The following is a 22,923-nucleotide window of genomic DNA, read 5'->3' on the forward strand; positions in this document are numbered from 1 at the left end:
TTCGACGCCTAACTCTAGGGCGACATCAGCAAAGAAGGCGGCCGAATCGGGTGGAAACCGGATTTGCCATGACCAACTCTTTTGGATTTGGTCCGAAGTAACCGGGCCACGCAGAACCAGCTAACGTCAGGGCCTCGGCGCGAAGATCCGCTCGGCCGCGAGTTCAGCCAGATCGCTCAGGATCTGCACGTGGCCCGTGCTCCACAGTCGCGGCTTCTCGTCGTAAACACACAGCGTGCCGATGGCATTACTCTCGCCGTCGATCAGGGGGATGCCGAGATAGGCGACGACGGTGCCGTCGACGACGGCGGGGTGGTTCTTGAAGATCGGGTCGGCACGGGCATCCTCGAGGATGAGCGGCACGCCGTTTGCCACGGCGTATTGGCACACCGACCGGTCCAATGGCGTCTGCCTTTCCTCATCGGACAGGTCCCCGAGGCCGGCTGAACTCTTGAAGAACTGGCGGTCGACGTCGACGAGGGATACCAACGCGTGCGGTGCATCCAACGCCTGTGCCGCCGCACGGGTGACGCGGTCGTACACCTCTTCGACGGGTGAGTCGAGCAGACCGGTGGCGTGCAGAGCGCGCAATCGGTCGGGGTCGTTGACGACCGCGGACACATTCGGCAACGAACTGTCGGCAAACACCGCGGCCTCAGCGAGATGGGTCATCAACTCCTCGGCGGAGCGACGCTCGGAACGCGCCAGGTCGGCCACCATCCGCGTCGCCACCGCACGCGCCACGTAGGTGTCGACGTCCTCACCGGCATCACGGGCACACTCTTGGAGCTCATCGTTGAGCCACTCGTCGTACCGCTGCAGCCACGTCGTCACACCGCTTACGGTAGCCGAAATTCCGAGATTGAATACATCGGACTTCGTATTGATCTTGCCGCCCCGAAAAGCACGCTCAGTCAGGCGATCCCGGCGTCGTCCTCGGCTCGGTCGAGGCCGGCCGCCGTCGGCGGCCGATCCAGTATGCGGCGGCCCCGATACCGATCGCAGCGACGACACTCGCTGCGATCCATGCGTGCGACAACCCGGGCCCACCCTGGTCCTGCGCGTCGGTTTGCGCGTCCGACGGTGCAGGCCCATAGACGCTGACGGGCGTGCGGTCGGGAACCATCTGGGGTTCGCTACCTTCGATGGCCACCACGGCGCTGCCGCGCAGCGCCGACCATCCCCGGGGATCGTCGTTGAGGCGCCTGAGCAGGTCGTCGAGTTGCGCCGGCGCTCCGTTGGAGGTGGCGACCAGCAGTGCGCGTTGCCCGTCGAAGACGGTCTGCAATGAACCGAACCGGATGCCCGGGTTCAGCGTCAATGTCGTCTCGGCGTCGTCGTCGCCGATCCCCACCAGGGTCAGCGATTGGTCTCGGCTGCTGACCGGAAGGGCCACCGAGTCGTAGTCCCAACCGTCAGCGCTGATCAGGACCGCCGGCTCCTGACTGTCGAGCGCCGCTTCGATGGGCGTCACCTCGGTCAGTAACGGCACCACGCTCAGCCGCTGCAGCCCGACGACGATCTGGATCGCGCGCTCGGTGTCGGCGAAGTTTCCGGGAGTGAGCCCGACCTGCATGCGCGGCATCAATGCCTGTGGCAGCGACCCGAACCCGGGCGGAATCGGCGGCGACGCGGGTGTCGACTCCACCACGGTGCTGCCGTCGATGGTCAGGGTGATGGGGCGAAATTCGCCGCAGCGACCGGTATTTCCGCTGGTATCCATTCCGACGACCAGGTTGGTGTAGCGGGTCACCAGCCGGTCGGGGATGTCGATCCAGTGATCGATCGTGCTGTCCGGGCCGGTTCCCCACGAATCGATGACGTCCCCGTTCACCGAGGCGGTCAGCCGCGCACCGACCTCGGCCGGAGCGGGGGTGTGCGTCCCCATCAGGTGCACCCGGAATCCCTCGGTGGGGTGCCCGAAACGCGTCTGGTCCAAGGGCAGACTCACCTGCGGAGCAACGCCCACGTTCGACAGGGACAGCGCCCCGAGCTGAGACACCGTCGTCGAATCCCCGATGGCGGGCGGAGTCGGCGGGCGCATGTCTCCGGCGACCACGCTGGTGCTGACAGCCAGGCTCAGCGATCCGTCGGTCAGCAGGCGGATCTGGTCGGCGAGCTGCTCGGCCGAGCCGGAAAACAGCAACTGCGGAACCTCGCCGGCCATGAGCGACACGCCTTCCGGCCCTCCTTCTCTGATGACGATGCGCCGTTCGAAGGGCTCCGCCGGACCGGCGATGGTGGTGTCTTCGCCGGGAAGTGGGACGAGAACGACGCGCGGCGACTGACCGCGGAACTTCGCCTGCAGGGCGGCCGCCAATTGGACGGCCGCATCCGACTCGGCCTGGCTTGGGGACTCCGGTACCCCGAGGGTGACGGCACGCAGAATCGGCGGAAGGAAATCGGCGACGGTGGTGGGTACGGGTTCGGTACCGATGTAGGTGACCGATCCGTTCAGCAGTCCGACGGCGTTCTCCTGATCCAGGCAGTAACCGTCCTCGGCAAGAGCGCTGAGTCGCAGTGTCACCGTCACGGTGTCGTCGGTGACCTCGACAGCGTCCAGAGGAAGCACCACCGGTGCGAGATCGGTGGTGGGCAACCCGATCCTGCTGACGAGCCGTTCGTCCTGCAGCACCGAGAGCGTTCCAGACCGCACCGGGAACGGAAGATCCAGCGTGGCGTTCAGCGTGGCCGGCCGCAGCCCTGTCGGTACCGGGAACGACAGCGACGTCGAGCTGGTGTCGCCGTAGAACATCAGGGTGCGTTCGGATCCCACGTCGGCCAGCGACAGCGTGAGATCCGCTGCCGGCGGCTCTCCGTCGGCCGGTTGCGCGTTTGCCGGTGCGGCCAGTCCGACGACCAGCGCGAGGGCGGCTAGGACAGCGACAAGGTGCGGAAGCCGCCGGGCGCTGGCTTCATTGGTCGTAGGCAGCTCAGTCTCCTCGGCATGGGTCCACAGCGCTAGACGCGGTAGCCAACTTACAAGACTGCCTGCGTCTGGTGCAGGATTTCGCCCCGGGGACTCCGGCTACACATTGAGCGTCGTCGGCGCGAGGACGCGCAGGGACGACCAGGGGATCTTGTTCATGTCGTAGTAGTCCCACGCCAACCCGGCGCTGGTCCACACGGAGCCGGGCGAGCTGGAGGTGGCGTCGTCAACCAGCTCGAAGGCGAACGCCATCCGGGCACCGCCCTGGTCCACGACATAGGCGCCGTAGGTCTGCAGCGTTTTGGCGATCACCTTCTCGCCGGCGGTGATTCCGGGGATCGCGTCGATGTCCAGGGTGGGGTCCAGCTGGATTCGGTAGCCCTCGGGGATGGGTGTGACCACTCCGGCCCAGTTCTGTCCATCGGATTTGATTGCCGGGTAGACGAAGTCGGGACCGGCGAGGTCGGTGGAGAAGGCCAGTGCGTGGTTGAGACCGGTGTTGGCGGCCACGGCAGCCGCGAATTCGTCGGCGGTGACGACGCCGGCGTAGCGGGCGATGGCGGCCGCGGTCGCCGATCCGGTCTCGTCGATGCCGTCACCGTTGAGGTCGGTCATCCCGCCCCACGACCCCGACCACGTGTCGGTGGAACTGTTGTACGACGCCTGCCAGATCCCGTATGCCGTGCCGGTGGTCGGATCGAGGATCGCGAGATGGCCGTCGGAGCCGGGCGGGATCTTCGTCCCGGCCGGGATCGGCACCGTGGTGGATCCGAACGGGTCGCTGCCCCACGGTTGAGTGAGGGTGACGTCGTAGCGCGGTGTGCTCGAGGTGATCTCGGAGGCCGACACCATCGCCACCGAGTATTCGTAGAGGTTGGCCACCCGTTGCGCATTCGTGGCGGACAGATAGCTCACCCACGTCGCGCTGTTGGCGTCGAGAACGGGGTTGGCGCCGATGGGATTCCACAACCAGTCGGCGCCTCCGAAGTATCCGGGGCCGCCGGTGCTGGAGGCAGGAGGCGGCGGGGGCTCGACCGCCGCGGCGACCGCGGTGACGCTGTCCAGCCGCAGGTTTCGATCTCCGTACTTGCGGGAGTACAGGTCGTTGGTGAAGGCCACCGTGACGGTGTAGGTGCCGGCCGGGCCGCTGTAGTCGACCGTGTAGTCGGTCCATGAGGTGGCAGCGACGGCGACGGTGGACACGACCTTGCCGTTGACGGACACCCGCATGGTTGGGGCGCCGCGGTACTGGTCGCCTTTGGCGCGGATCACGAGGCTGCTGAACTCGGCGAGTGCGGCAGTGGTGGACAGCGACGAGTTCTTGTTCAGTACCACCGCGGAGCCACCGGAGGCGGTCGCATCGGTGTAGGTGGTTCCGTTGCGGGTGCGGGAGATCTTCATCGACTCGGCTTCGATCACCTCGTCATCAGCGACGGTCGGTGCGGCGGCCGAGTCGGCCGTAGCGGTGAGTGCGGTGGTCTCGGCGACGCTTTCCGCGGCGGTCGGCGCCGCGTCTCCGGAGCGGCGGGTCGACGCCGACGCCGACGCGGTCACCAGCAGGGCGCCCTGAGCCGGACCGGCGGGAGTCTGCGGGGCGTCCGAAGGGCGGGAGGTCACTTGCGTGACGTCGAGGTCGACCTCGGCAGAGGGTGTACTCGCGCGGTCCTCGCGCGAGTCGGCGGACGTGCTCGCGGCGTCTGTCGTGCCCGAGGCGTCTGACGGGCCCGAGGCGCGCGAGTCGTCGGAGTCGACGTCGTCGGAGTCGCGGACCGAGTCGTCGTCGTCTTGGCCGTCGTCGTCGGTTGTGGTCGACGAGCCGCCCGGCGCCCCGGGTCCCCGATCGGAGGCACTGTCGTCGTCCTTCTTCTTTTTCTTCGGCTCGCGCTTGTCGCCGGCCGAAGAACGGTCGTTCGATGCGCGGCCGGCCGACGAACCGGCGTTGGTGTCGGACCCTGATCCCTGCGCGCGTTCGGTGGACGATCGTGGCGAACCGGAGTCGGGTTTGTCGGCGGATGCGATTCCCGGTGCGGCGACGAGCGCGGCTCCCACACCGAGCATCACGGCCAGCGCACCGACGCGGCCGATTCGCTTGGGATCGCTCAGGAAGGGGCTCCCATTCGCCCGGCGGCGGCCGAGCGGCACGACAGGAACTCGACGACCGCCGACGGTTTCAGCAAACTTTTGCTCAGCAAATGACTGGTTGCTGCCCGGACGGGAATCGGACGATGCTTGCCAGTGCAAGATCTTGGACTCGCGCTCAACTGACATGTCCTCTCCCCCAACCTTGTTCGAGACCGGTGAAGAGAAGATACTCCACCGGAGGCGGGGAGCAAACACAGAAGTCGACAAAGTCGCCCGCTAACGAATCGGCTGCGTGTCCACGGTTACCCCGCGCACGTCAAACCGCGGGCAGATACTCCGACATGAGCCCGGTCAGCGCGACGATCGACTCGTGGAGGTCGAATTCGGTGGTCACCAGTCGCCGCCCCGCCGCGGCGAACTCGACCGCATCGCCGCCCCGGCGGACCATCGCGGCGAGGACCTCGTTGAGACTCTCGGGATCGGCGGGCGTCGCCAGCAGACCGGTGACGCCGTCGACGACGATCTCCGGGATCCCGGACAGTCTGGTCGAGATCGTCGGCACACCGCACGCCAGGGCTTCCATGAGAGCCACCGGCAGACCTTCCATCTGGCCGTCGTCGGCCACGATGCTCGGCAGCACGAACAGGTCGGCGGCGTCGAGCGCGCCGCGCACTTCCTGCTCGCTGCAGCTGCCCCGGAACCGCACCCGCTCACGCAGCCCCAGTCGGTCGACACGGTCTTCGAGGTCGGCACGCAGCACACCGTCGCCGATGAGGTCGAGCGTGATGCGGTCCACCTCGGGTCCACCCTGCGCCAGCGCGGCCAGCAGCACGGCATGGCCTTTGTACTGCTGCAGTGAGGCGACGGTCAGCGTCCGCACTGGCCCGTCGAGCGGGATGCCGCGGGGCCGAAAGGTGTAGGCCGTGGTGTCGATGCCGGCGTGCACGACGCGGATGGGTGTTCCGGTGGCGTTGTGGTGCTCGAGCAGCGCCCGGTTGTACTCGGAGATCGTCACCACGTAGCGGGCGCCGGCGATCTTGCGGTCCAGCATCGACGTGTCGACCTGGATGTCGTGGGCGTGCGCGGTGAAGCTGTAGGAGCACCCGACGAGCTTCCGGCACACCCACGCGGCCAACGCCGGGTACGTCGCGTAGTGCGCATGGATGTGACAGGGGCGGCCGGATTGCGCGAGATCCCGGGCGTGGGCACATGCCAGCAGCACCGTCGTCAGGGCCCGCACCAGCAAGGGGGGATGCCGGAGATAGCCGGCGGTGACAGCGGCGAGCACTCGCAGTGTCGAGACCGGGCGGGTGAGCATCGCCCAGGCGAAGCCCGCGAGACCCTGCGGCGCGGAGGGCCGAACGAGGCGCTGCGTCCACCGGCGGGCGATGTCGTGCACCGCAGTATCCGGGGACGGGAACAGTGACCTGATCTCGAGGTCGTACCGGTCCAGCCGGTCGAGCGCCTCGAGTTCGCGGACGATGAACGTCTCGGAGGTGACCGGGAATCGGGACACCAGGTAGACGATGTGCGGTCGGCTCACTGCCGGGAGCCGATCGCCTCGAGGTAGGTGGTGCGCAGGCGCTGCACCCAGGCGGTGGCCGAGAACTCCTGCCGTGCTCGTTCGCCGGCTGCCGTGCCCAGGGTGCGGCGCAGCTCGGCGTCGTCGAGCAGACGGCACACCGCATCGGCCAGGCCTTCGGTGGACCCGGCCTCGAACAGCAACCCGGTTTCGCCGTCGGGCACGATGTCGGGGATCCCGCCGATCCGTGACGCCGCGATGGCGCACTCGGTGGCCGACGCCTCGATGAGCACGGTCGGCAGGTTCTCGCCGTACGTGGACGGCAACAGCACGACATCGGCGGCGCGGTAGACCTCGGGCATGTCGGTGCGCACGCCGACGAAGATCACCGAGTTTTCCAGTCCGAGTTCGGCGACCAGTCGGCGCAGGTCGTCTTCGAGTTCGCCGCCACCGGTCAGGGCGAGGACGGCATCCGGATGCCGCGCGAGTACCTGCGGCCAGGCGCGGATCGCGATCGGGATGCCCTTGAAGTCGCGGAATGCGGCGGGCAGCACGACGACGGGACCGGCGTTGCTGGCGGCGAGGTCGCTGTGCACCTGTGGGCTGGCCGGGCCCGGGGAGAAGTTGGTGATGTCGATGCCGTTGTGCATGACTTCCCAGTTGTCGGGCATGCGGTGCGGGCGATACGTTTCGGCGAAGGACCGCCGCGACGCCTCGGAGACGAACAGCGCGCGCCGCGAGCGGGTCGCCGCTTCCACGGCCAGGCGCTCGCGTTTGGCGGCGCGGCCGGTCAGCGGGTGCGCGACGTGGTGAAACGTGCACACGACCGGCCGCCGAACCAGTAGACCGGCGGGTACGGCCAGCGTCATGGCCATCTCGAGGTGCGCGTGCACGATGTCGTAGCGCCCGGCCCGGATGGTGCGGACCAGCCGTGGCAGCGCCACGGGATCGAGCAAGCGCCGAATCCCCAACGAGCGGGTGCTGATTCCCGCCTCGGCGAGAATCGCCATGGTCTTCTCGGAGTTCCACTCGGCGGGCGAGATGCTGACGACGTCCATCGTGACGTCGGTGTCGCGGGAAGCGCTGATCATCGGCGCCAGCAGTGTTTCGGCGCCGCCCATGCGGAACGCGTCGATGAGCACGAGGGCTTTGATTCCGGTTGTCATTCCAGCACTCTCAGTCTGTCCCATGGCACGTTCTCCATCGCGTCGTAGTCCCAGCGGAAACCGGCGTCGGAATAGGTCTGGCCCACCTCGCCCGGGGCGGCATCGCGGTCGAGTTCGAAGCTGACGCTCAGCGGTGCGGCGGACACGTCCATCAGGTAGCCGCCGTAACGCTGCATCGCCCGGGCCACCGCCAACTCGCCGGGTCGCAGATTCAACGCGTCCAGGTCGACGGCGGGGTCCAGTTGCAGGCGCGCGCCTTCGGGGATGCAGTCGGGTCGCGTCGAGTATCCGTCGCTCTTGAGAGCCGGCGGGCGGAACGTCGGGCAGGCGTTGTTCGATTGCAGCGCCAAGGCGTGCGGGATCTCGCCGTCGGCGATCTCGGCGAGCCGGATCACCCCACCGAGCCGGGAGGCACCCGAGCCGGTGGCGGCGCCGCCCCATCCCGAGCCGCGCAGACTGTTGACGGCCGCGAATTCGGTGCTCCAGGTGTCGCCGTCATGGGTTGCGCGCCAGAATTCGAAGATGGTGCCGGCCGATTCGTCGACGGTGACCAGCACGCCGTCGGAACCGGAGTTGGGTTCGGCTCCGTCGGGGATGGCAACGGGCCACCCGGCGAACGGGCAGATGCCGTAATCGATGCGCGTGCACGTCACGGTATGGGTGGGGGTGTCGCCGTCGACCGCGACGATCGGGATGCCGTACTCCCCCAGGTTCGCGTTCAGCGCGGGCTCGGGTTGCACCGCCGCGATCATCGCGGTGCTCTGCGGGTCGACGCGTACCTCGGCCGGGATCGGCTGCCGCCACGGGCTGCTGTCAGAGAACGGGCTGGCAAGTGTGTCGTCTGTCGGCGGTGACGTGCAGCCCACCGCGCCGGCCAGCACAGCTACGGCCACCGCTATCGTCTGCCGCCTCACTGATTCTCCTTCTGTGCAACGTGTTTCGGATCGGCGAGCGCGTCGGCGACCCGCTCCGCGGCGACCGCCCAGGCGTCGGTGACGCTGGCTTCGCCCGCTGCGCCGAGCCGGGCTGCCAGCTCGGGGTCGCGCAGCAACTCAACGAGGGCAACGGCCAGCGCCGTTGCGTCAGCGGGCTCCACGAGCAGCCCGGTCGCACGGTCGACGATGACGTCGGCGAGGTCACCGATATCGGAGGCAACGACGGGGCGACCGAACGTGTAGGCCAGATGCGCCACACCGCTCTGGGTGGCGCGAATGTAAGGAGTGGCGACCACGCGCGCGGCGTCGAACAGTCCGGCGACGTCATCGACGGCGACATAGCCGGGACGGGCATCGATGTTGCCGATCCGGTCGCAACGCTCGAGGACTGCGGCGACGTCGATGTCGGCGCTGGGCGCGCCGGCGAGCACCAGCCTGGCCTCGGGGATCTGGTCGCGCACGAGCACGAAAGCGTCCAGCAGGATCTCGATACCCTTGTACTTCGACCAAACCCCGAAGAACAGCACCACCGGTTCGGTGTCGGTGACGGCGCGCACTTGCGTGCCGCCGCGCAGACCGGGTTCGGCACCGTGCGGGATGACGACGACCGGGCATCGCGGCTGCCAGTAGGAGACGGCCATGTCGCGAGTGCGCGGGCCGAGCACGAAGGCCACATCCAGCCGCTGCCAGGCGGCGCGGAACGCCCGGGTGAGCAGCTTGCCGGATTTCGGGGTGCTGGTGTCCTTGGCGTCCGACCGCGGCAGCGGCTCGTGGGCGATGAGCCCGAGAGTGCTGGCGCGCAACACCGTCGCCAGGGCGGCCACGAACAGCGGTTCGAATGCGAACCGCCACTGCGACCACAGCACCGCCCGCGGACGTGTCGCGAGCAGTCGCACGCTCAACACCGTCCAGGCGAGAACGAGCTGCGCTGCGCGCACGGCCCGTCGCGCGAGCCGGAACACCCGGGAGTGCACCTCGGTGTCACCGGGGTGCCAGGTGGGAAGAACCGGACGCACCGTGAAACCCCGCTGCGTCGAATCCAGTTCGGGTCGGGGTCCGGTCCACAGCTCGACGCACTCGCCGCGGGCGGCCAGCGCGCTGCCCAGCTCGAACGCGAACTGGAACAGCCCGCCCGAGGGCGACATCTCGACGAGAACAATGGGTTTGGCGGGTTTGGTCACGGTACCGGTGTCGCCTCCTGCGGTGGGGTGACGGTGGGCTCGACGCGGCGCCGCGCGGCCCGCAGCAACCACAGGCCGGCCGCCACCGTGGTGCCGGCCCCGACGGCGACCGCCGCGATCGTGGCCAGCGGTGAGCGTTGCTGCACGTCGAACACCCGCATGCTGCCGACGGTCTGCAGCGCATACTGCTGATAGCCGATGCTGCTGCGCAGGGAGGTTTCGGCCTCGGCGACGGCGAGCCGGATGTCATCACGCGCGGCATCGACGCTGGGGGCGGTGGTGGTGAACACCAGCACGCCGCGCACCGGGTCAGCGACAATGTCGACTGACGAGCCACGCTGATCCATCAGGGTCGCGAAGGTGGGCAGCAGTTCCACCCGGGAGCGGATGTCGAGCGCGTACGCGTACCAGCCGTCGACGGCCCCGGCCGGTACCACCGTCATCGGCTGGCGCACGGTGACCGCGGCAGAGCTGCTCGCCGAGAGCAGCGCCCAGCACGCTCCGAGGCCCAGCAGGCCGGCCAGGCCCCACGCCAGTGCGCCGCGGATCAGCTGGCGTAACGGCTCGGCCGCCGCCGGCCACGCCGGCGCGAGTCCCCCGGCCAGCGCGAGCACGACTCCGAAGGTGCGGAAGTACGCCATGTGCAGGCCGATGCTGGCCACCGACCACGCCACCAGCGCGGCGCACACCGCGGCGGCCAGAACACGGTCGCGGGACAGCGGATTCGTCAGAATTCCCAACACGACGACCGCCAGAAATCCGAGGATCACGACCGCCCACCCGATCAGCCCTACCCAGCCCGCCTCGGCGGCGAGCTCGGCGTACAAGTTGTGTGGGGCGTTGGTCGGTTCCCGGACCGCGGTGGGTACCCGGCCGGCGAAGTTGATCACCTCACCGGGAAACGTCGCCGGCCCGAACCCGAACACGGGCCGCTCCGCGAACATCGCCCACGCCTCCTGCTGAGCGGCGAGGCGCTGCGCGACCGAGGGGTCGATGTCGGTCTGCACGTCGGCCTGCAGGAAGTCCTCGAGCGCGGCGATGAGCCTGTTGCCGACGCCGGGCACCACCAGGACGGCCGCGGAGGTCGGGATCAGGATCAGCGCCCACCGCCGCACCCGCGGTTCGACGGCGACGAACCACACGGCGATCGCGACGCCGGCGGCCAGGAAGGTGCCACGGGACTGGGTCAGGTAGATGCCGCCGAGCAGCAGGAGCAGCGCACTCCCCCACCCGGCCACGGTGACGTCCTGCCTGCTGCGCAGCGCGCGGGTCAGCAGCGCCGCCGCCATCGGCAGTCCCATCACCAGGTGCCGGCCCCAAAAGTTCGAGTCGGGTAGCGGCCCGCCGTACCGCAGCGTGGTCACCAGTTCACCTGATGCCGTGGTGACCGTGGACAATCCGCCGAAGGTGGCGGTGCCGTCGAAGAAGACCTGGCTGATGATGGTCAGCGAGCAGATCGCCGCGAGCGTGACGACGATGACGGCGGCCACCGCCCAGGGCCGCGCGGTGAGCTGGATGAGGATCAGCACCACCATGACGAATGCACAGTCGATCACGTGGCGTTGCAACGCGGCCGCCGATTCCACCGGGTCGACGCTGCCGATCAGGGCGATCCCCTGGGTGGCGACGTAGACGCCGAGCAGTCCGGCGCAGACGACGGTCCAGCCGTTGATGCGGCTGCGGAGTTCCGGGTCGCGCAGCGCCAGACCGATGGCGACCACTCCCAGCAGCAGGGACGCCTGGAAGATCGGTATCCCGCTGCGTTCGGCGAGCAGGCCGGACAGGTTGGTGAACTCGATGGCGACCATGATGCCGAGCGCGACCAGCGGGCGACGCGCCGCAAGCATCAGGGCGACCGCACCGATCGGCGCGGCGATGAGAAGAAGTTCACTGCGCGAGCCGAGGATGATCAGTGCACCGAACACGGCGCCGCCCGCGGCCAGGGACAGCAGCGCGAGATCGGTTCGATCGGTTCGGGTGTGACGACTCATGAGTCCCGGACGGCGCCGGCTGGGTGCCCGTCGCCTGACGGGCTGGCGGCCGGGCCCTCGTCGGCGGGCCGACCGGAGATTTCGTCGGCGGGCCGACCGGAGATAGCGTCGGCATGCGGGCCGTCGGAGTGCCGACCGGGCATGCCGGCGTGCCGGCCCGGCATTTCGGCGGTGGGGCGACGTCGCTGCAGAAACCAGCCGACGCCCGCTCCGAGCAGCAGTCCGCCGAGGGCACCCGCGGCGGCCAGTTGAGTCCGGCTCGGTGCGGGCTCGGCCCACGAGCTGTTCTCGGTGGGCCACAGCACTTTGACGAAGAACGGCGCCGCCAGCGAACTCACTTCGGGCGTCGCGGTCACCAGCACCGTGTTCAGTGCCGTCTCGGCGGCATCGGGTGAGCCGGCGGTGACGGTGACCGACAACATGGTGGTGTCCGGCAGCGCGGACGCCGCCAACGTCAGGTCGTCGCGCGGCACGCCGGCGTCGGCGGCCGCCTCGGACAGCCAGCGCGGGTCGTCGTAGATGATGGCAGCCGTTCGGGTGATCTGCCCGCGGGTCAGCACCTCCCAGAAGCTCGACGCCTCCTCGGAACTCAACTCGGGTGCGGGCAGGAACGCGACGTTGGCCATCGCGACGTAGCGGCTCGAGCTCGCGCCCAGCACCGCCCCGATCGCCGCGCCCAGCACGGCGCCGATCAACGCGAGGACCACCACAGTGATTCGACGCTTCGTCATGGCCCTTCTTTCACCCGATTTTCCGATGTCCCCGCCGAGCGGGAAAGCCGCCGCCGCACTGCGCCGTACGCGGTCTTGACCAGTTGGGGTGCCGTGAATCGTAATAGCAGCACGTAGACGACCACGCCGACAACGACGAGGAGCAGCAGCTCCAGCGGGTCGGCGAGACGGTCGATCACGCGGGCCAGGGCGAGCAGCACCAGTCCCATCGGCAGCGCCGCGGCGGCGGGGCGCCACAGCGCCCCGGCCACCGCCCCCCAGCCGGTTCCGGTCAGCCACCGCAGCACAGACATGCGGACCAGGAAGTGGAGCACCTCGACCGCCAGCAGCGCCCACGCCACCATCAGCGCGCTGTGTCCGGCAGCCCACCAGATCGGCCCGATCAGCACGGCCAGTTTGCCGGCGTTGATCGCGGTGAGGATGCCTGGGCGGCCGATCGCCTTGAACACGTCGCCGGCGTGAAACGACGCCGAGTACACGACGGTGAACACGGCCAACACGGACAGGATGGGCGCCGATTCGGCGTATTGGCTGCCGTACATCGTCGCGACGACCGGCTGCGCGGCGACGGCGAGCCCGAGGCCGATGGGAATGGTCAGGGCCGCTACCACGGTCAGGGCCTGCAGGTAGTGCGCGGTCAAGGCCGCACGGTCGTGCTGTAATCCCGACAGCGCGCTGAACAGCACCTCACTGACCACCACGCACAGGCTGAGCACGACCAGTTCGGGGATGCGGTAGGCGAGGGTGTAGAGACCGAGTTCGGTGGCGCCGAGGCGTTCACCGACGGCCAGATAGTCGACGTTGTAAATAGCGTAGGCAAGCAGGGTCACCGCGGTGACGGGCAGCCCGAACCGAATCAGCTCACGGGCTACCGGCCCGTCGAGGCTGAGGCCGAAGCGCACGTGGGCCACCCACCAGTACAGAATCGTCATCACGATCGACGCCGCCAGTTGGCCGTAGGCCAGGCTCCAGACACCGAACCCGGCGGCGGCCAGCCCGATCGTCAGCCCGGTTTTGGTCAGCGCCCCGACGAATTCCGGCATCAGCCGGGCCGAGAAGTTCATCGACCTACGCAGCCAGGCGCTCGGGACGACGCTGAGCGCCGAGATCGCCAGTCCGATGGCCAGGACCCGGATCAGGTTGGTCAGCTCCGGCTCGCCGAGGATGTTCGCGGCGACACCGGCGAAGGCAGCGAGCAGGCCGCTGGCAAGCAGCCCGAACAGCACCGAGAGCGTCAACCCGGTGGGGGCCAGCACCCGCCAGTCGCGCCGGTTCTGCACCAATGCGGACGCGACGCCGAGGTCTTTGACGTAGTCGAACAGGTTGACGACCAACACCGCGAGGGCGAACACACCGAACTCGGTGGGGGTCAGGATCCGGGCGACGACGATGGTCATCAGCAGTGTCGAGCTCTTGCTGAGCGCGAAAATCAGGTAGTTCCAGAGGGTTTGGCGACCGGTGGACGGCATGGACGGCGTATCCCCGCCGCCGGCTTCGGCCGCCGCCGCGACGTCGGTCTCCTCGGGCCCGGAGGCACGGACAGGTTCGGAGCGGCGTCGTCCGCCCGGTTCCGAACCTGTCACCACACCCCCCAGCGCACGACGCACCATCGCTGTTCCGACCTGCACCGGATATGCGTCTGCATGACCATCTTTCAGGTCCAGAGGCTACCGGCTTGCCCGCCGAACCGCGGCGTCCGGCGAATAATTCTGTGCAAAGATGCTGACGTGTCGGTTGCGCTGATCAGTCCCGTGGACCCGTATCCCACCGACGCCGGCAAGAAGGTGGTCCTGGCGGGTTTCCTCGACTACTTCGCCGAGCGGTACGGGCCTGACAATGTGCATTACATCAAGGTGGGGACGTCGGAGGCGGCGGATTTTCCGGTGCGCCTACACCAGGTGCCGGCGCCCAGCCGGGCCGACCTCGTGCGGAATCTGGTGGGCAAGGTGGCGAGGGGGCGGGCCAGCCTCCAAGAGGCGTTCCTGGGCTCGCGGCAAACCGGGATGGCGATCGCCGACGCTCTCGAGCAAATCCGCCCTGAGCTGCAGGTGTATGACACCGTCCGGATGGCGCAATACGCCGCCGACGATGTTGCCGCCCGGCAGATCTGTTATCTCGACGACCTGTTCTCGGAGCGATACAGCAGGATGCTGGAGGCGACGGCCCGTTACGGCGACGTCGACATCAACCCGCTGGCCAACTTCGCTCAACACGTTCCGCCGCGCCTGCGTCCGTTGGAATCCAACCGCGTCAGCAGGTCGGCGTTGCTCCGCCTGGAGCGTCGGCTGGTGCTGCGCAGTGAGAATCGGACCGCGCACAGGTTCCGCCGCTGCCTGCTGGTCAACGACGGCGAAGCCGCCGAGTTGCAGCGCCGGACCGGTGTGGCGCCCGAGCGCATTCAGGCCGTGCCACCGCTGGTCACCATCTCCCCCTCGGCCGGCCGCCGCTATACGGGAGCTCCCGAGTTCGTGTTCCTGGGCTTGCTGTCGTTGCCACACAACGAAGATGGGCTGCAGTCGTTCTTGCGCACGGTGTGGCCGTTGGTGCTAGCCCGCATGCCGAACGCCCACTTGCGGGTGATCGGCCGGGATGCGCCGCAGCGGTTGGTGACGCTGATAGCCGAAATGGGCGACAGCGTCACCATGGAGGGATATGTCCCTGACCTCGGCGAGGCGCTCGACCGCGCCGCCGCGCTGCTGAATCCGCTGCGGTTCGGCTCCGGTATCAAGCTCAAGGTGTTCGAGGCGCTCGGCCGGTCACTACCGGTGGTGTCGACTCCCGTTGGCGCCGAAGGCATCGCCAGCGGACCCGGCACCGGCATCGGGATCGCCACCGAACCCGACGACATGGCGGAGTTGCTGTGCTCGCTGACATCCGAAGAAACCAACGAGCAAATGTCAAAAGAGGCCGGCGAGCACTTCGCCAGAACCTATTCGCGCCGCGCGGTGTTCGACGTCTACGACCGCGCGTTCGCGTTGTAGGCCGCGGCTCTCGGTGGTATTGCACCTGCTCACGCTGACCGATCGCCGAGTTCTTTCCTCCTGTGCTGCAGCGCCTGACGATCTACACGCCCGTCGAGGCCAACGACAGCGAAGCACAATCGGTGCTCACTTTGGCCTCTGCGGTGGCACGCGCGTACCGATCGCAAGATCCAGCAATCACCGTGGTGAAGCAGTCCCGCGGCGCCACTCCCCCGCCGGCGCCGCAGTTCACCCGTGCGGTGGTGGTCGAAAGCGGTGACGCGGGAATGGCTCTGGTGAACGGAAACCAGCCGAATGTGTTTCTGCGGGTCACCGGCCGGGGTGGTCAGCTCAGCGATCAAGCGTCACTGTTGGTCAATCAGTTGCAGTCGCTGGCGCAGGGCCCCACCGTGCGCGTCGATCAGCCCGGCTCCGAGGCAGGTCCGCAGACCGACGAGTTCACCTTCGAGGAGTTGGGCCTCAGCGGTGAGGCGTCGGTTTTGCGCACCGCCGATCTGACCGTCGGGGTGGACCGCGCCGCGCTGGGCGCGGACCGGGTGGACGCTATGACGGTGAACCTGAAGGCCGGCCACACCCCGGTCGCCGACCTGGACGCGGCGACGGTGATGGTCAGCGTGAACGGGCAGGCGGTATACAGCGCGCCGCTGAGTTCGAGCGGCGAGGTGGATGCGACGTTCGAGGTGCCGGGTGAGGTGTTGCGGCAGCGGATCGGTCTGGAGTTCGCATTGACCTACAGCCCGCGCCAGCTGTGCAACCCGATGATCGCGCCGCTGACATTCCAGCTCGATCCGGAATCGACGGTGACGGTGCGCCGAGGCGGCCCGACGCCGGGCGGGTTCGACGCCGTGCCGTCGGCGCTGAGCCCGGAGTTCCTGGTGGCGATGGACGGCACCAGCCCCGATCAGCTGGATTACGCGACGCAGGTGGTGGCCGACATCGCGCGGCTGACGAGCACGCCGCTGACGCCGCGGGTGGTGGCGGTCAACGACGCCGCCGACGCCGAGACCGGGGCGCTGATCGTGGCGAACGCCTCGACGCTGCAGCAGACGTCGCTGCGTCCGCCGGTCGGCGGGGAGAGCGCAGCGGTGCAGGTCGACCTGCCGGAGGCGCTGCGCGCCGACATCCCCAACGGGTTGGGGTCGATCCAGGTGTTCGCCGACGAGTCGCGCGACCGCACCGTGGTGCTGGTGAGCACCAGCGGGGCATGGTCACTGCTGGATCCGTTGTTCGGCTACATCGATGCGCAGCCGGACAACTGGTCGAGCTTGCAGGGCAACGTGCTGGCCGCCGGCGAGGGCGGTGAGGTGACCAATCTTGCGATCGGAGCCGAGGACGCCGAGCCGCCGGCCGCGCAGGACGCGCAGGGCTGGCCGGTGTGGGTGGCGATCGCGGCCGTCGTCGTGCTGGGGTTGCTGCTGGTGGCGATCACGCTGCTGTCGCGCCGGCGCAAGCGTCAGCTAGGGGCTTCCTCGGACCCGAGCGTGTCGAAGACCTCGTGATAGAGCAGTGAGTGCACCCGTTCGACGTTCGGGATGTCCTCGAACTCCAGTGGGTCCTGCGCGGCGGATTCGATGATGAGCGTGCCGGTGCGCAGCATTCGGTCGATGAGGCTGTGCCGGAACTCGACGCTGTTGATGCGGGCCAGCGGGATGTCGATGCCCTGGCGGGTTACCAGGCCGTGGCGGTACATGACGCGGCGGTCGGTGATGACGAAATGAGTGGTCCACCAGTTCAGAAACGGCCAGACCGTCAGCCACAGCACGAGGATCAGCCAGATCCCGGCGATCACCAGGTGCACGGTGTTCTTGGCGTTGGACTCCCAGTCCAGGGTGTTGACGTAGCCGGCGATGAACGCGGCGGCGGCGCTGGCGACGATGAGCAGTAGCGCGGGAACGGTCAGCCGCCCCCAATGCGGGTGGCGGTGCAGGACGACGTGCTCGTCCTTGGCTAGCACATTGTTCGGGTAACCCACGGGGAAACTGTACTGCGATGAGGCATGAGCGGAACGAAATGGCGATCTTGATCCCGCACGGCTCCCATTCCGCCGAACGAAGTGAGCGGGGCACAACCGCGGCGTAGTTTTGGGTGCGTGCAGGGGGCTGAATGCAGGTGCGGGCACCACCGCTCAGCGCACGAGCACTACCGGGCAGGGACGGACTGTTCTGCTTGCGAATGTGCGCAGTTTCGGCCGGCAGGCGCTGGCCTGCTCTCCCGCCTGGGCGGGCTCACCGCGCGACTGTTCAGTCGCTGAGAGGAGCGGCGCTGCGAAGAACCTTGGCTCGCGGGAGGCTAGTACGCTCCGGAGTGGCTGAAAACTGCCTTGACGGTTTTCAAGGCGATCAATAGGTCGGAGATCATCGACCAGTTCTCCACGTAGAAGAGGTCCAGACGCACCGAGTCTTCCCACGACAGGTCGGAACGTCCACTGACCTGCCAGAGCCCGGTGATACCGGGCCGGACGAGCAACCGCTTCATGGCGTGGTCGTCGTAGGTGTCCACTTCTTTGCCCAGCGGCGGGCGAGGACCGACGACACTCATGTCACGCTTGAGAACGTTAATGAACTGCGGCAATTCGTCGATGCTGAACTTTCGCAACAGCTTGCCTACAGGTGTGACGCGAGGATCCTGCCGAATCTTGAACAGAACGCCACCGTCGCTCTCATTGAGTGCGGCCAGCTTCTCCACCATCTGGTCGGCGCCATCGACCATGGTGCGGAACTTGATCATCTCGAAGGGCTTGCCGTCGAGACCGATCCGTTCAGCACGGTAGAAGACTGGCCCCCTGCTGGTGAGTTTGATCGCGAGCGCGACCACGAGAAGAAATGGAAGTCCGCACAGCAGCACTGTGCTCGAGAACGCAATATCGAAGAAGCGCTTCTGGAACCGCTTCGCCCCGCTGTACTGAGGTTTCTCGACGTGGATCAGCGGCAAACCGCAGACCGGACGCATCTGCAGCCGCGGCCCAGCGACGTCGACCACACCCGGTGAAACGAGCAGGTCGATATCCAACTTCTCCAACTCCCACGACAGATCACGGATGCCACGACCATCGAGTCGCTCTGTGGCAGTCACGGCGACGGCATGACTGCCCGTCGCAAGGACAGCGTCGACCACATTCGATTCGTCACCGAACGTCGGGACGGAACCTACACCGGGTACCTCCACTGCGGGGCGATGGATAGGCCCCGGTATGCATGCGCCGACCACTTGATACTCGGACGTTGGCTCCCGCGCCAGAGACTTAGTTAGATCGCGCACCGCTGCGCTATTACCGACTACTAGCACGCGGGTGATGCAGTGCCCGTGTCTCCGCCGGGAGGCAACAACGAACTGCCGGGCAGCCCAACGCCCCAGCGTTAGCAGCAACAAGCCAACAGGTAAGGCGATCACCAGGTAGCCGCGTGCAATTTCCAGCTTTAACAACATCGAGACGATGGCAACTAAACCAAACACAGAGAGGGTCGCGAGCCAGACGCGCCGATATTCTTCCGTCCCGGAACCGATAACACGCGTGGATCGCGATCGATTGATCGACAGCGCCGCCATCCAAGTAACGGCTATCAACGCCGAAACCACGGTGTAATTCCAGAGCAAACCGGATTGTTCTAGCCCGGGTAACGTTGTCCCAAAACGAAGCCACTGAGCTAGACCGACAGCGAGAACAACGGCTGCCAGGTCGACGATGACAAGCCGCAGGGCATACGCCTGCTGCCAGGTCGGTATCTTTCCAGGTATTGGCACCAGGTTTGCTGATGTCGATATGTGGTCATTTAGCGCCGTCACTGTCCCCCCAGTACTCTCCCCTTGGTCAGGAACTTTATCCCACCCGAGGCGATGTTCTCAACACTTCGGGGGTGTTCGCTCAGCACCTGCCAGGTTCGGGCTCGTCGGACACGAACAGTTAACCGGTTTGCAACACTATGAGTGGAGTGGCGGTCGCGAGGTTTTGTGGGCTGACCAGCTCGAGATGAGGGCAGAAGCGCACGACGGTCACCTGAAACCAGGCACCTCACGACCAACTGCTCAATCCAAAGAACGAGCACAGAGGTCCATAACCGGCGGGATCAAGTCAGATATCAGGGCTCCGGCCACCTCGAAGGCATGCGGCCCCAGCCCGATTGGATCCGGAACGTCGAGCGCATCTGTTGCCTGCAATTGCGAGCGAACTGAGGGCAGGTCCCCGACAGTCTCAGCGTCAAATCTGGAAGCAAGCTGTGCGAGTTCTCCCAGCATGAACGTGCGGTGAAGTTTGCTCGGCGCAAGCTCCAGCACCGAGTCTCTATGCGCTCTGGTCATCGTGATGATGAGATCCGCGCCGGCGGCAATGCGGGCTGTCAGTTGCCGCGCGCTGAACCCCGTCGTAACGCCACCGAGCCGTTCAAGGACCTGCACAGCATCGGGATGAATCGGGTGGCCGACCACCGCGCGCGTGCCCGCACTTGCGACGAAAACGTTCTCAACTGAGGACCGGACACCGTAGGCCCTTGCCAGGCGCTCGGCAGTCGGCGATCTGCAGATGTTGCCCGTGCAAACGAAGAGCAGTTGCAAGGGACTCCCTGTATCGATCCGAAAAATCAGCCACGCCTAGCAGCAGCGCGCCCGTCCACACAACCTAACAGTGCGGCTGCCATTGTTCACATCTGCATCACGGGGCTCTGCCCGCGATACCAGCCTGTGTCACGATGACTAAATGCGGGGGATCATTTTGGCCGGGGGATCAGGCACACGGCTGCATCCGATTACGCTCGGCGTCTCGAAGCAACTGGTGCCTGTCTACGACAAACCGATGGTGTACTACCCACTGTCGACCCTTATGCTCGCCGGCATCCGCGACATCCTCGTCATCACTACACCGCACGACGCATCGTCGTTCGAACGCCTATTGGGCGATGGGTCCCATTTCGGGGTTTCCATCGTCTACGCCCAGCAGCCATCACCGGACGGGCTCGCTCAAGCGTTCACCATCGGAGCCGAATTCATCGGCAGCGGCTCGGTAGCGCTAGTTCTAGGCGACAACCTTCTCTACGGCCCCGGCCTGGGGACGCAACTGGCAAGATTTGCAACGGTCGACGGGGGGGCCATTTTTGCCTACTGGGTCGCCGAGCCTTCGGCCTACGGGGTAATCGAGTTCGACAGCAGGGGGCTTGCGATGTCGCTCGAAGAGAAGCCCAAGAACCCAAAGAGCAACTACGCAATACCCGGGCTTTACTTCTACGACAACAACGTGGTTTCCATCGCGCGCGAACTCACGCCCAGCAACCGCGGCGAGTATGAGATTACCGACGTTAATCGCGCTTACCTCGATCAAGGGCGGCTTAAAGTTCAGGTACTGCCGCGCGGAACAGCGTGGCTAGACACCGGCACCTTCGACCAAATGACCGATGCCGCCGAGTATGTGCGCACCATAGAGCGCCGAACGGGCCTAAAGATTGGCGTCCCGGAAGAAATCGCGTGGCGGCAGGGCTACCTCACGGATGAAGAGTTGCGCACGCGTGCCGAAACATTAGTCAAATCCGGTTATGGCACCTACTTACTGAGCCTCTTGGACAGAGGGCTTTGATGGCGCGACTGCTGGTTACCGGTGGGGCAGGTTTCATCGGCTCAAACTTCGTCCATCACGTCATTAATCACACAGATCATCATGTGACAGTTCTCGACAAGCTCACTTACGCGGGCAATCGCGCATCGCTCGTTGGCCTTCCCCAATCCCGGCTTACTTTCATTGAGGGAGACGTCGCTGACTCTTTGTCGACCGACGATCTTGTTGCCGATGCCGACGCGGTTGTTCACTTCGCGGCAGAGTCCCACAACGACAATTCTCTCAACGACCCAAGCCCGTTCCTGCAGACAAACATCGTCGGTTCTTTTGCATTGCTAGAGGCAGCTCGACGTCACCGCACCCGGTTCCATCACGTCTCTACGGACGAAGTCTACGGTGACCTAGCACTCGAAGATCCAATGCGGTTCACTGAATCGACGCCGTACAACCCTTCGTCGCCATACTCGTCGACGAAGGCCGCAAGTGATTTGCTGGTGCGGGCATGGGTCCGATCCTTCGGCGTCGCGGCCACCATCTCGAACTGCTCCAACAACTACGGCCCATACCAACATGTTGAGAAGTTCATTCCACGGCAGATCACTAATGTCCTGCGCGGCATCCGGCCCAAACTCTATGGCGAAGGTCGCAACGTGCGGGACTGGATACATGCGGATGATCATTCGGCCGCAGTCCTCATGATCTTAGAGAAAGGCCGATTAGGTGATACCTACCTAATCGGTGCCGATGGTGAAAAGGACAACAAATCCGTCGTTGAGCTCATCCTGCATCTTATGGGTCAGCCCGCCGATGCGTACGATCACGTGAAGGACCGCGTAGGCCACGACCTTCGTTACGCAATAGACTCAAGCAAGCTTCGCGATGAGCTCGGCTGGCAACCAATTTACCGAGACTTTGAAAGCGGCCTCGCCGCAACAATCGACTGGTATCGCAACCATGAAGATTGGTGGTCTCCCAGTAAACATGCAACTGAAGCGTTATATGCACAGTATGGACAGTGACTATCTTTCGTTGACTAAGGACATGGTCGTGACCCAGTTCGGCAAGCCGCTGCAAGCCTATAAAACCTCAATTCCTGGCCTTTCATTGTGGGACTTGCCGGTGCATCGCGACGACCGCGGCTGGTTCAAAGAGAACTGGCAGCGCGAAAAGATGGTCGCGGCTGGACTACCTGACTTCGGGCCGGTACAAAACAATGTCTCCTATAATGACTCGGCCGGCACAACCCGAGGAATTCACGCCGAGCCATGGGACAAGCTGGTGTCAGTGAGTGCCGGACGAGTCTTCGGCGCTTGGGTCGACTTGCGCGCAGGGGCGAGTTTCGGCACTGTCTTTACGGCCCATCTAGACCCTTCTCAGGCAGTGTTCGTCCCTAGAGGTGTTGGAAATGCATACCAGACTCTAGAATCCGACACTGCGTACATCTACCTGGTGAATGACCACTACTCTCCGAACACCCCGTACACGTCGTTGAACCTCGCGGACGAAACAGCGGCCATCGACTGGCCGATTCCACTCGATTCTGCCATTCTTTCACACAAGGACAGACGACACCCGCGTCTGCATGCTGTCAAACCATTGCCGCCGCGCAAGACGCTGGTTATCGGCGCTGACGGACAACTTGGCCAAGCGCTTCGGCGGAGCTTTGGCGACACTGTGAATGTTGAGTTCGCCAACAGAGCTGACATTGACCTTTCGAGCAGTGAGTTTCACTCCGCACGGCATTGGCCGGACTATGGAACAATTATAAATGCGGCCGCATACACCCGAGTCGACAGTGCTGAGACAGCTGACGGGCGCGCCGCAGCCTGGGCTACGAACGTTTGCGGACCTGACTTGGCTCACGTT

18 protein-coding genes are annotated in these 22,923 nt (G+C 66.1%); 5 read left to right on the top strand and 13 right to left on the bottom strand.

Going from position 1 to position 22,923, the window contains the following annotated elements:
* Positions 1-126: 126 nt before the first annotated feature.
* The 10 genes from J3476_RS16095 to J3476_RS16140 form a co-directional block, all read right to left on the bottom strand.
* Positions 127-834 (bottom strand): GAF domain-containing protein, encoded by a 708-nt coding sequence (locus J3476_RS16095; RefSeq protein ID WP_286183209.1) that lies wholly within the window; start codon positions 832-834, stop codon positions 127-129.
* A 76-nt stretch (positions 835-910) separates the two neighbouring features.
* Positions 911-2,776, bottom strand: coding sequence for a hypothetical protein (locus tag J3476_RS16100; protein ID WP_286183210.1), 1,866 nt, complete (start codon positions 2,774-2,776; stop codon positions 911-913).
* A 252-nt stretch (positions 2,777-3,028) separates the two neighbouring features.
* Entirely contained in the window at positions 3,029-5,071 is a 2,043-nt protein-coding gene (locus J3476_RS16105; protein ID WP_286183211.1) for a carbohydrate-binding domain-containing protein, read from the bottom strand.
* Between the two features lie 256 nt (positions 5,072-5,327).
* Positions 5,328-6,554, bottom strand: coding sequence for a glycosyltransferase (locus J3476_RS16110; RefSeq protein ID WP_207067418.1), 1,227 nt, complete (start codon positions 6,552-6,554; stop codon positions 5,328-5,330).
* Positions 6,551-7,699, bottom strand: a complete 1,149-nt coding sequence (locus J3476_RS16115) for a glycosyltransferase (RefSeq protein ID WP_207067419.1) — start codon at positions 7,697-7,699, stop codon at positions 6,551-6,553. Before J3476_RS16115 ends, J3476_RS16110 begins: the two co-directional genes overlap by 4 nt.
* A complete protein-coding gene (locus tag J3476_RS16120; protein WP_373889075.1) occupies positions 7,696-8,580 on the bottom strand; it encodes a hypothetical protein in 885 nt (294 codons plus the stop codon). Before J3476_RS16120 ends, J3476_RS16115 begins: the two co-directional genes overlap by 4 nt.
* Positions 8,581-8,609: 29 nt before the next feature.
* Positions 8,610-9,815, bottom strand: a complete 1,206-nt coding sequence (locus J3476_RS16125; RefSeq protein ID WP_307726949.1) for a glycosyltransferase family 4 protein — start codon at positions 9,813-9,815, stop codon at positions 8,610-8,612.
* Positions 9,812-11,806 (bottom strand): O-antigen ligase, encoded by a 1,995-nt coding sequence (locus J3476_RS16130; RefSeq protein WP_207067420.1) that lies wholly within the window; start codon positions 11,804-11,806, stop codon positions 9,812-9,814. Before J3476_RS16130 ends, J3476_RS16125 begins: the two co-directional genes overlap by 4 nt.
* Complete coding sequence (locus tag J3476_RS16135) at positions 11,803-12,537, bottom strand: hypothetical protein (protein ID WP_207067421.1); 735 nt, start codon at positions 12,535-12,537, stop codon at positions 11,803-11,805. The genes J3476_RS16130 and J3476_RS16135 overlap by 4 nt, the downstream gene beginning before the upstream one ends.
* Positions 12,534-14,006, bottom strand: coding sequence for a lipopolysaccharide biosynthesis protein (locus J3476_RS16140; RefSeq protein WP_207067436.1), 1,473 nt, complete (start codon positions 14,004-14,006; stop codon positions 12,534-12,536). Before J3476_RS16140 ends, J3476_RS16135 begins: the two co-directional genes overlap by 4 nt.
* 258 nt (positions 14,007-14,264) lie before the next feature.
* Here J3476_RS16140 and J3476_RS16145 point away from each other — a divergent pair, with 258 nt between their 5' ends.
* Positions 14,265-15,518, top strand: coding sequence for a glycosyltransferase family 4 protein (locus J3476_RS16145; protein WP_286183214.1), 1,254 nt, complete (start codon positions 14,265-14,267; stop codon positions 15,516-15,518).
* Positions 15,519-15,580: 62 nt separating this feature from the next.
* Positions 15,581-17,017: a cellulose biosynthesis cyclic di-GMP-binding regulatory protein BcsB gene (locus J3476_RS16150; protein ID WP_286183215.1), complete on the top strand. Its 1,437-nt coding sequence runs from the start codon at positions 15,581-15,583 to the stop codon at positions 17,015-17,017.
* Here the strand turns inward: J3476_RS16150 and J3476_RS16155 are convergent.
* The 3 genes from J3476_RS16155 to J3476_RS16165 all read right to left on the bottom strand — a co-directional run bounded on the left by J3476_RS16155 (position 16,972) and on the right by J3476_RS16165 (position 20,066).
* The gene (locus J3476_RS16155; protein ID WP_207067423.1) at positions 16,972-17,490 is read right to left on the bottom strand and encodes a PH domain-containing protein; all 519 of its coding nucleotides are present in this window, start codon (positions 17,488-17,490) and stop codon (positions 16,972-16,974) included. The two genes, J3476_RS16150 and J3476_RS16155, sit on opposite strands and share 46 nt — an antisense overlap.
* Before the next feature lie 317 nt (positions 17,491-17,807).
* Positions 17,808-19,301: a sugar transferase gene (locus J3476_RS16160; protein WP_207067424.1), complete on the bottom strand. Its 1,494-nt coding sequence runs from the start codon at positions 19,299-19,301 to the stop codon at positions 17,808-17,810.
* A gap of 240 nt (positions 19,302-19,541) precedes the next feature.
* Positions 19,542-20,066 (bottom strand): low molecular weight phosphatase family protein, encoded by a 525-nt coding sequence (locus J3476_RS16165; protein WP_207067425.1) that lies wholly within the window; start codon positions 20,064-20,066, stop codon positions 19,542-19,544.
* 142 nt (positions 20,067-20,208) lie between these two features.
* On the opposite strand from J3476_RS16165, the gene rfbA reads away from it, so the two are divergent.
* From rfbA to J3476_RS16180, 3 genes are all read left to right on the top strand, one after another.
* Positions 20,209-21,078 carry a glucose-1-phosphate thymidylyltransferase RfbA gene (gene rfbA / locus J3476_RS16170; protein WP_207067426.1) on the top strand — a complete coding sequence of 290 codons (870 nt, stop codon included), beginning with the start codon at positions 20,209-20,211 and terminating at the stop codon, positions 21,076-21,078.
* Positions 21,078-22,076: a dTDP-glucose 4,6-dehydratase gene (rfbB, locus tag J3476_RS16175; protein ID WP_207067427.1), complete on the top strand. Its 999-nt coding sequence runs from the start codon at positions 21,078-21,080 to the stop codon at positions 22,074-22,076. Before rfbA ends, rfbB begins: the two co-directional genes overlap by 1 nt.
* The coding region (locus J3476_RS16180) for a dTDP-4-dehydrorhamnose 3,5-epimerase family protein (RefSeq protein WP_286183220.1) at positions 22,066-22,923 on the top strand (858 nt) is incomplete at its 3' end. The genes rfbB and J3476_RS16180, both read left to right, overlap by 11 nt.

This window comes from Mycobacterium sp. PO1 (assembly GCF_017312405.1).
In the GTDB taxonomy this organism is placed as follows: domain Bacteria; phylum Actinomycetota; class Actinomycetes; order Mycobacteriales; family Mycobacteriaceae; genus Mycobacterium.

What these genes read in the sequence shown, in the direction of transcription:
- J3476_RS16130 (WP_207067420.1), bottom strand. Translation starts at nt 11,806, where the DNA reads ATGAGTCGTCACACCCGAACCGATCGAACCGATCTCGCGCTGCTGTCC.
- J3476_RS16140 (WP_207067436.1), bottom strand. Translation starts at nt 14,006, where the DNA reads ATGCCGTCCACCGGTCGCCAAACCCTCTGGAACTACCTGATTTTCGCG.
- rfbB (WP_207067427.1), top strand. Translation starts at nt 21,078, where the DNA reads ATGGCGCGACTGCTGGTTACCGGTGGGGCAGGTTTCATCGGCTCAAAC.
- rfbA (WP_207067426.1), top strand. Translation starts at nt 20,209, where the DNA reads ATGCGGGGGATCATTTTGGCCGGGGGATCAGGCACACGGCTGCATCCG.
- J3476_RS16135 (WP_207067421.1), bottom strand. Translation starts at nt 12,537, where the DNA reads ATGACGAAGCGTCGAATCACTGTGGTGGTCCTCGCGTTGATCGGCGCC.
- J3476_RS16115 (WP_207067419.1), bottom strand. Translation starts at nt 7,699, where the DNA reads ATGACAACCGGAATCAAAGCCCTCGTGCTCATCGACGCGTTCCGCATG.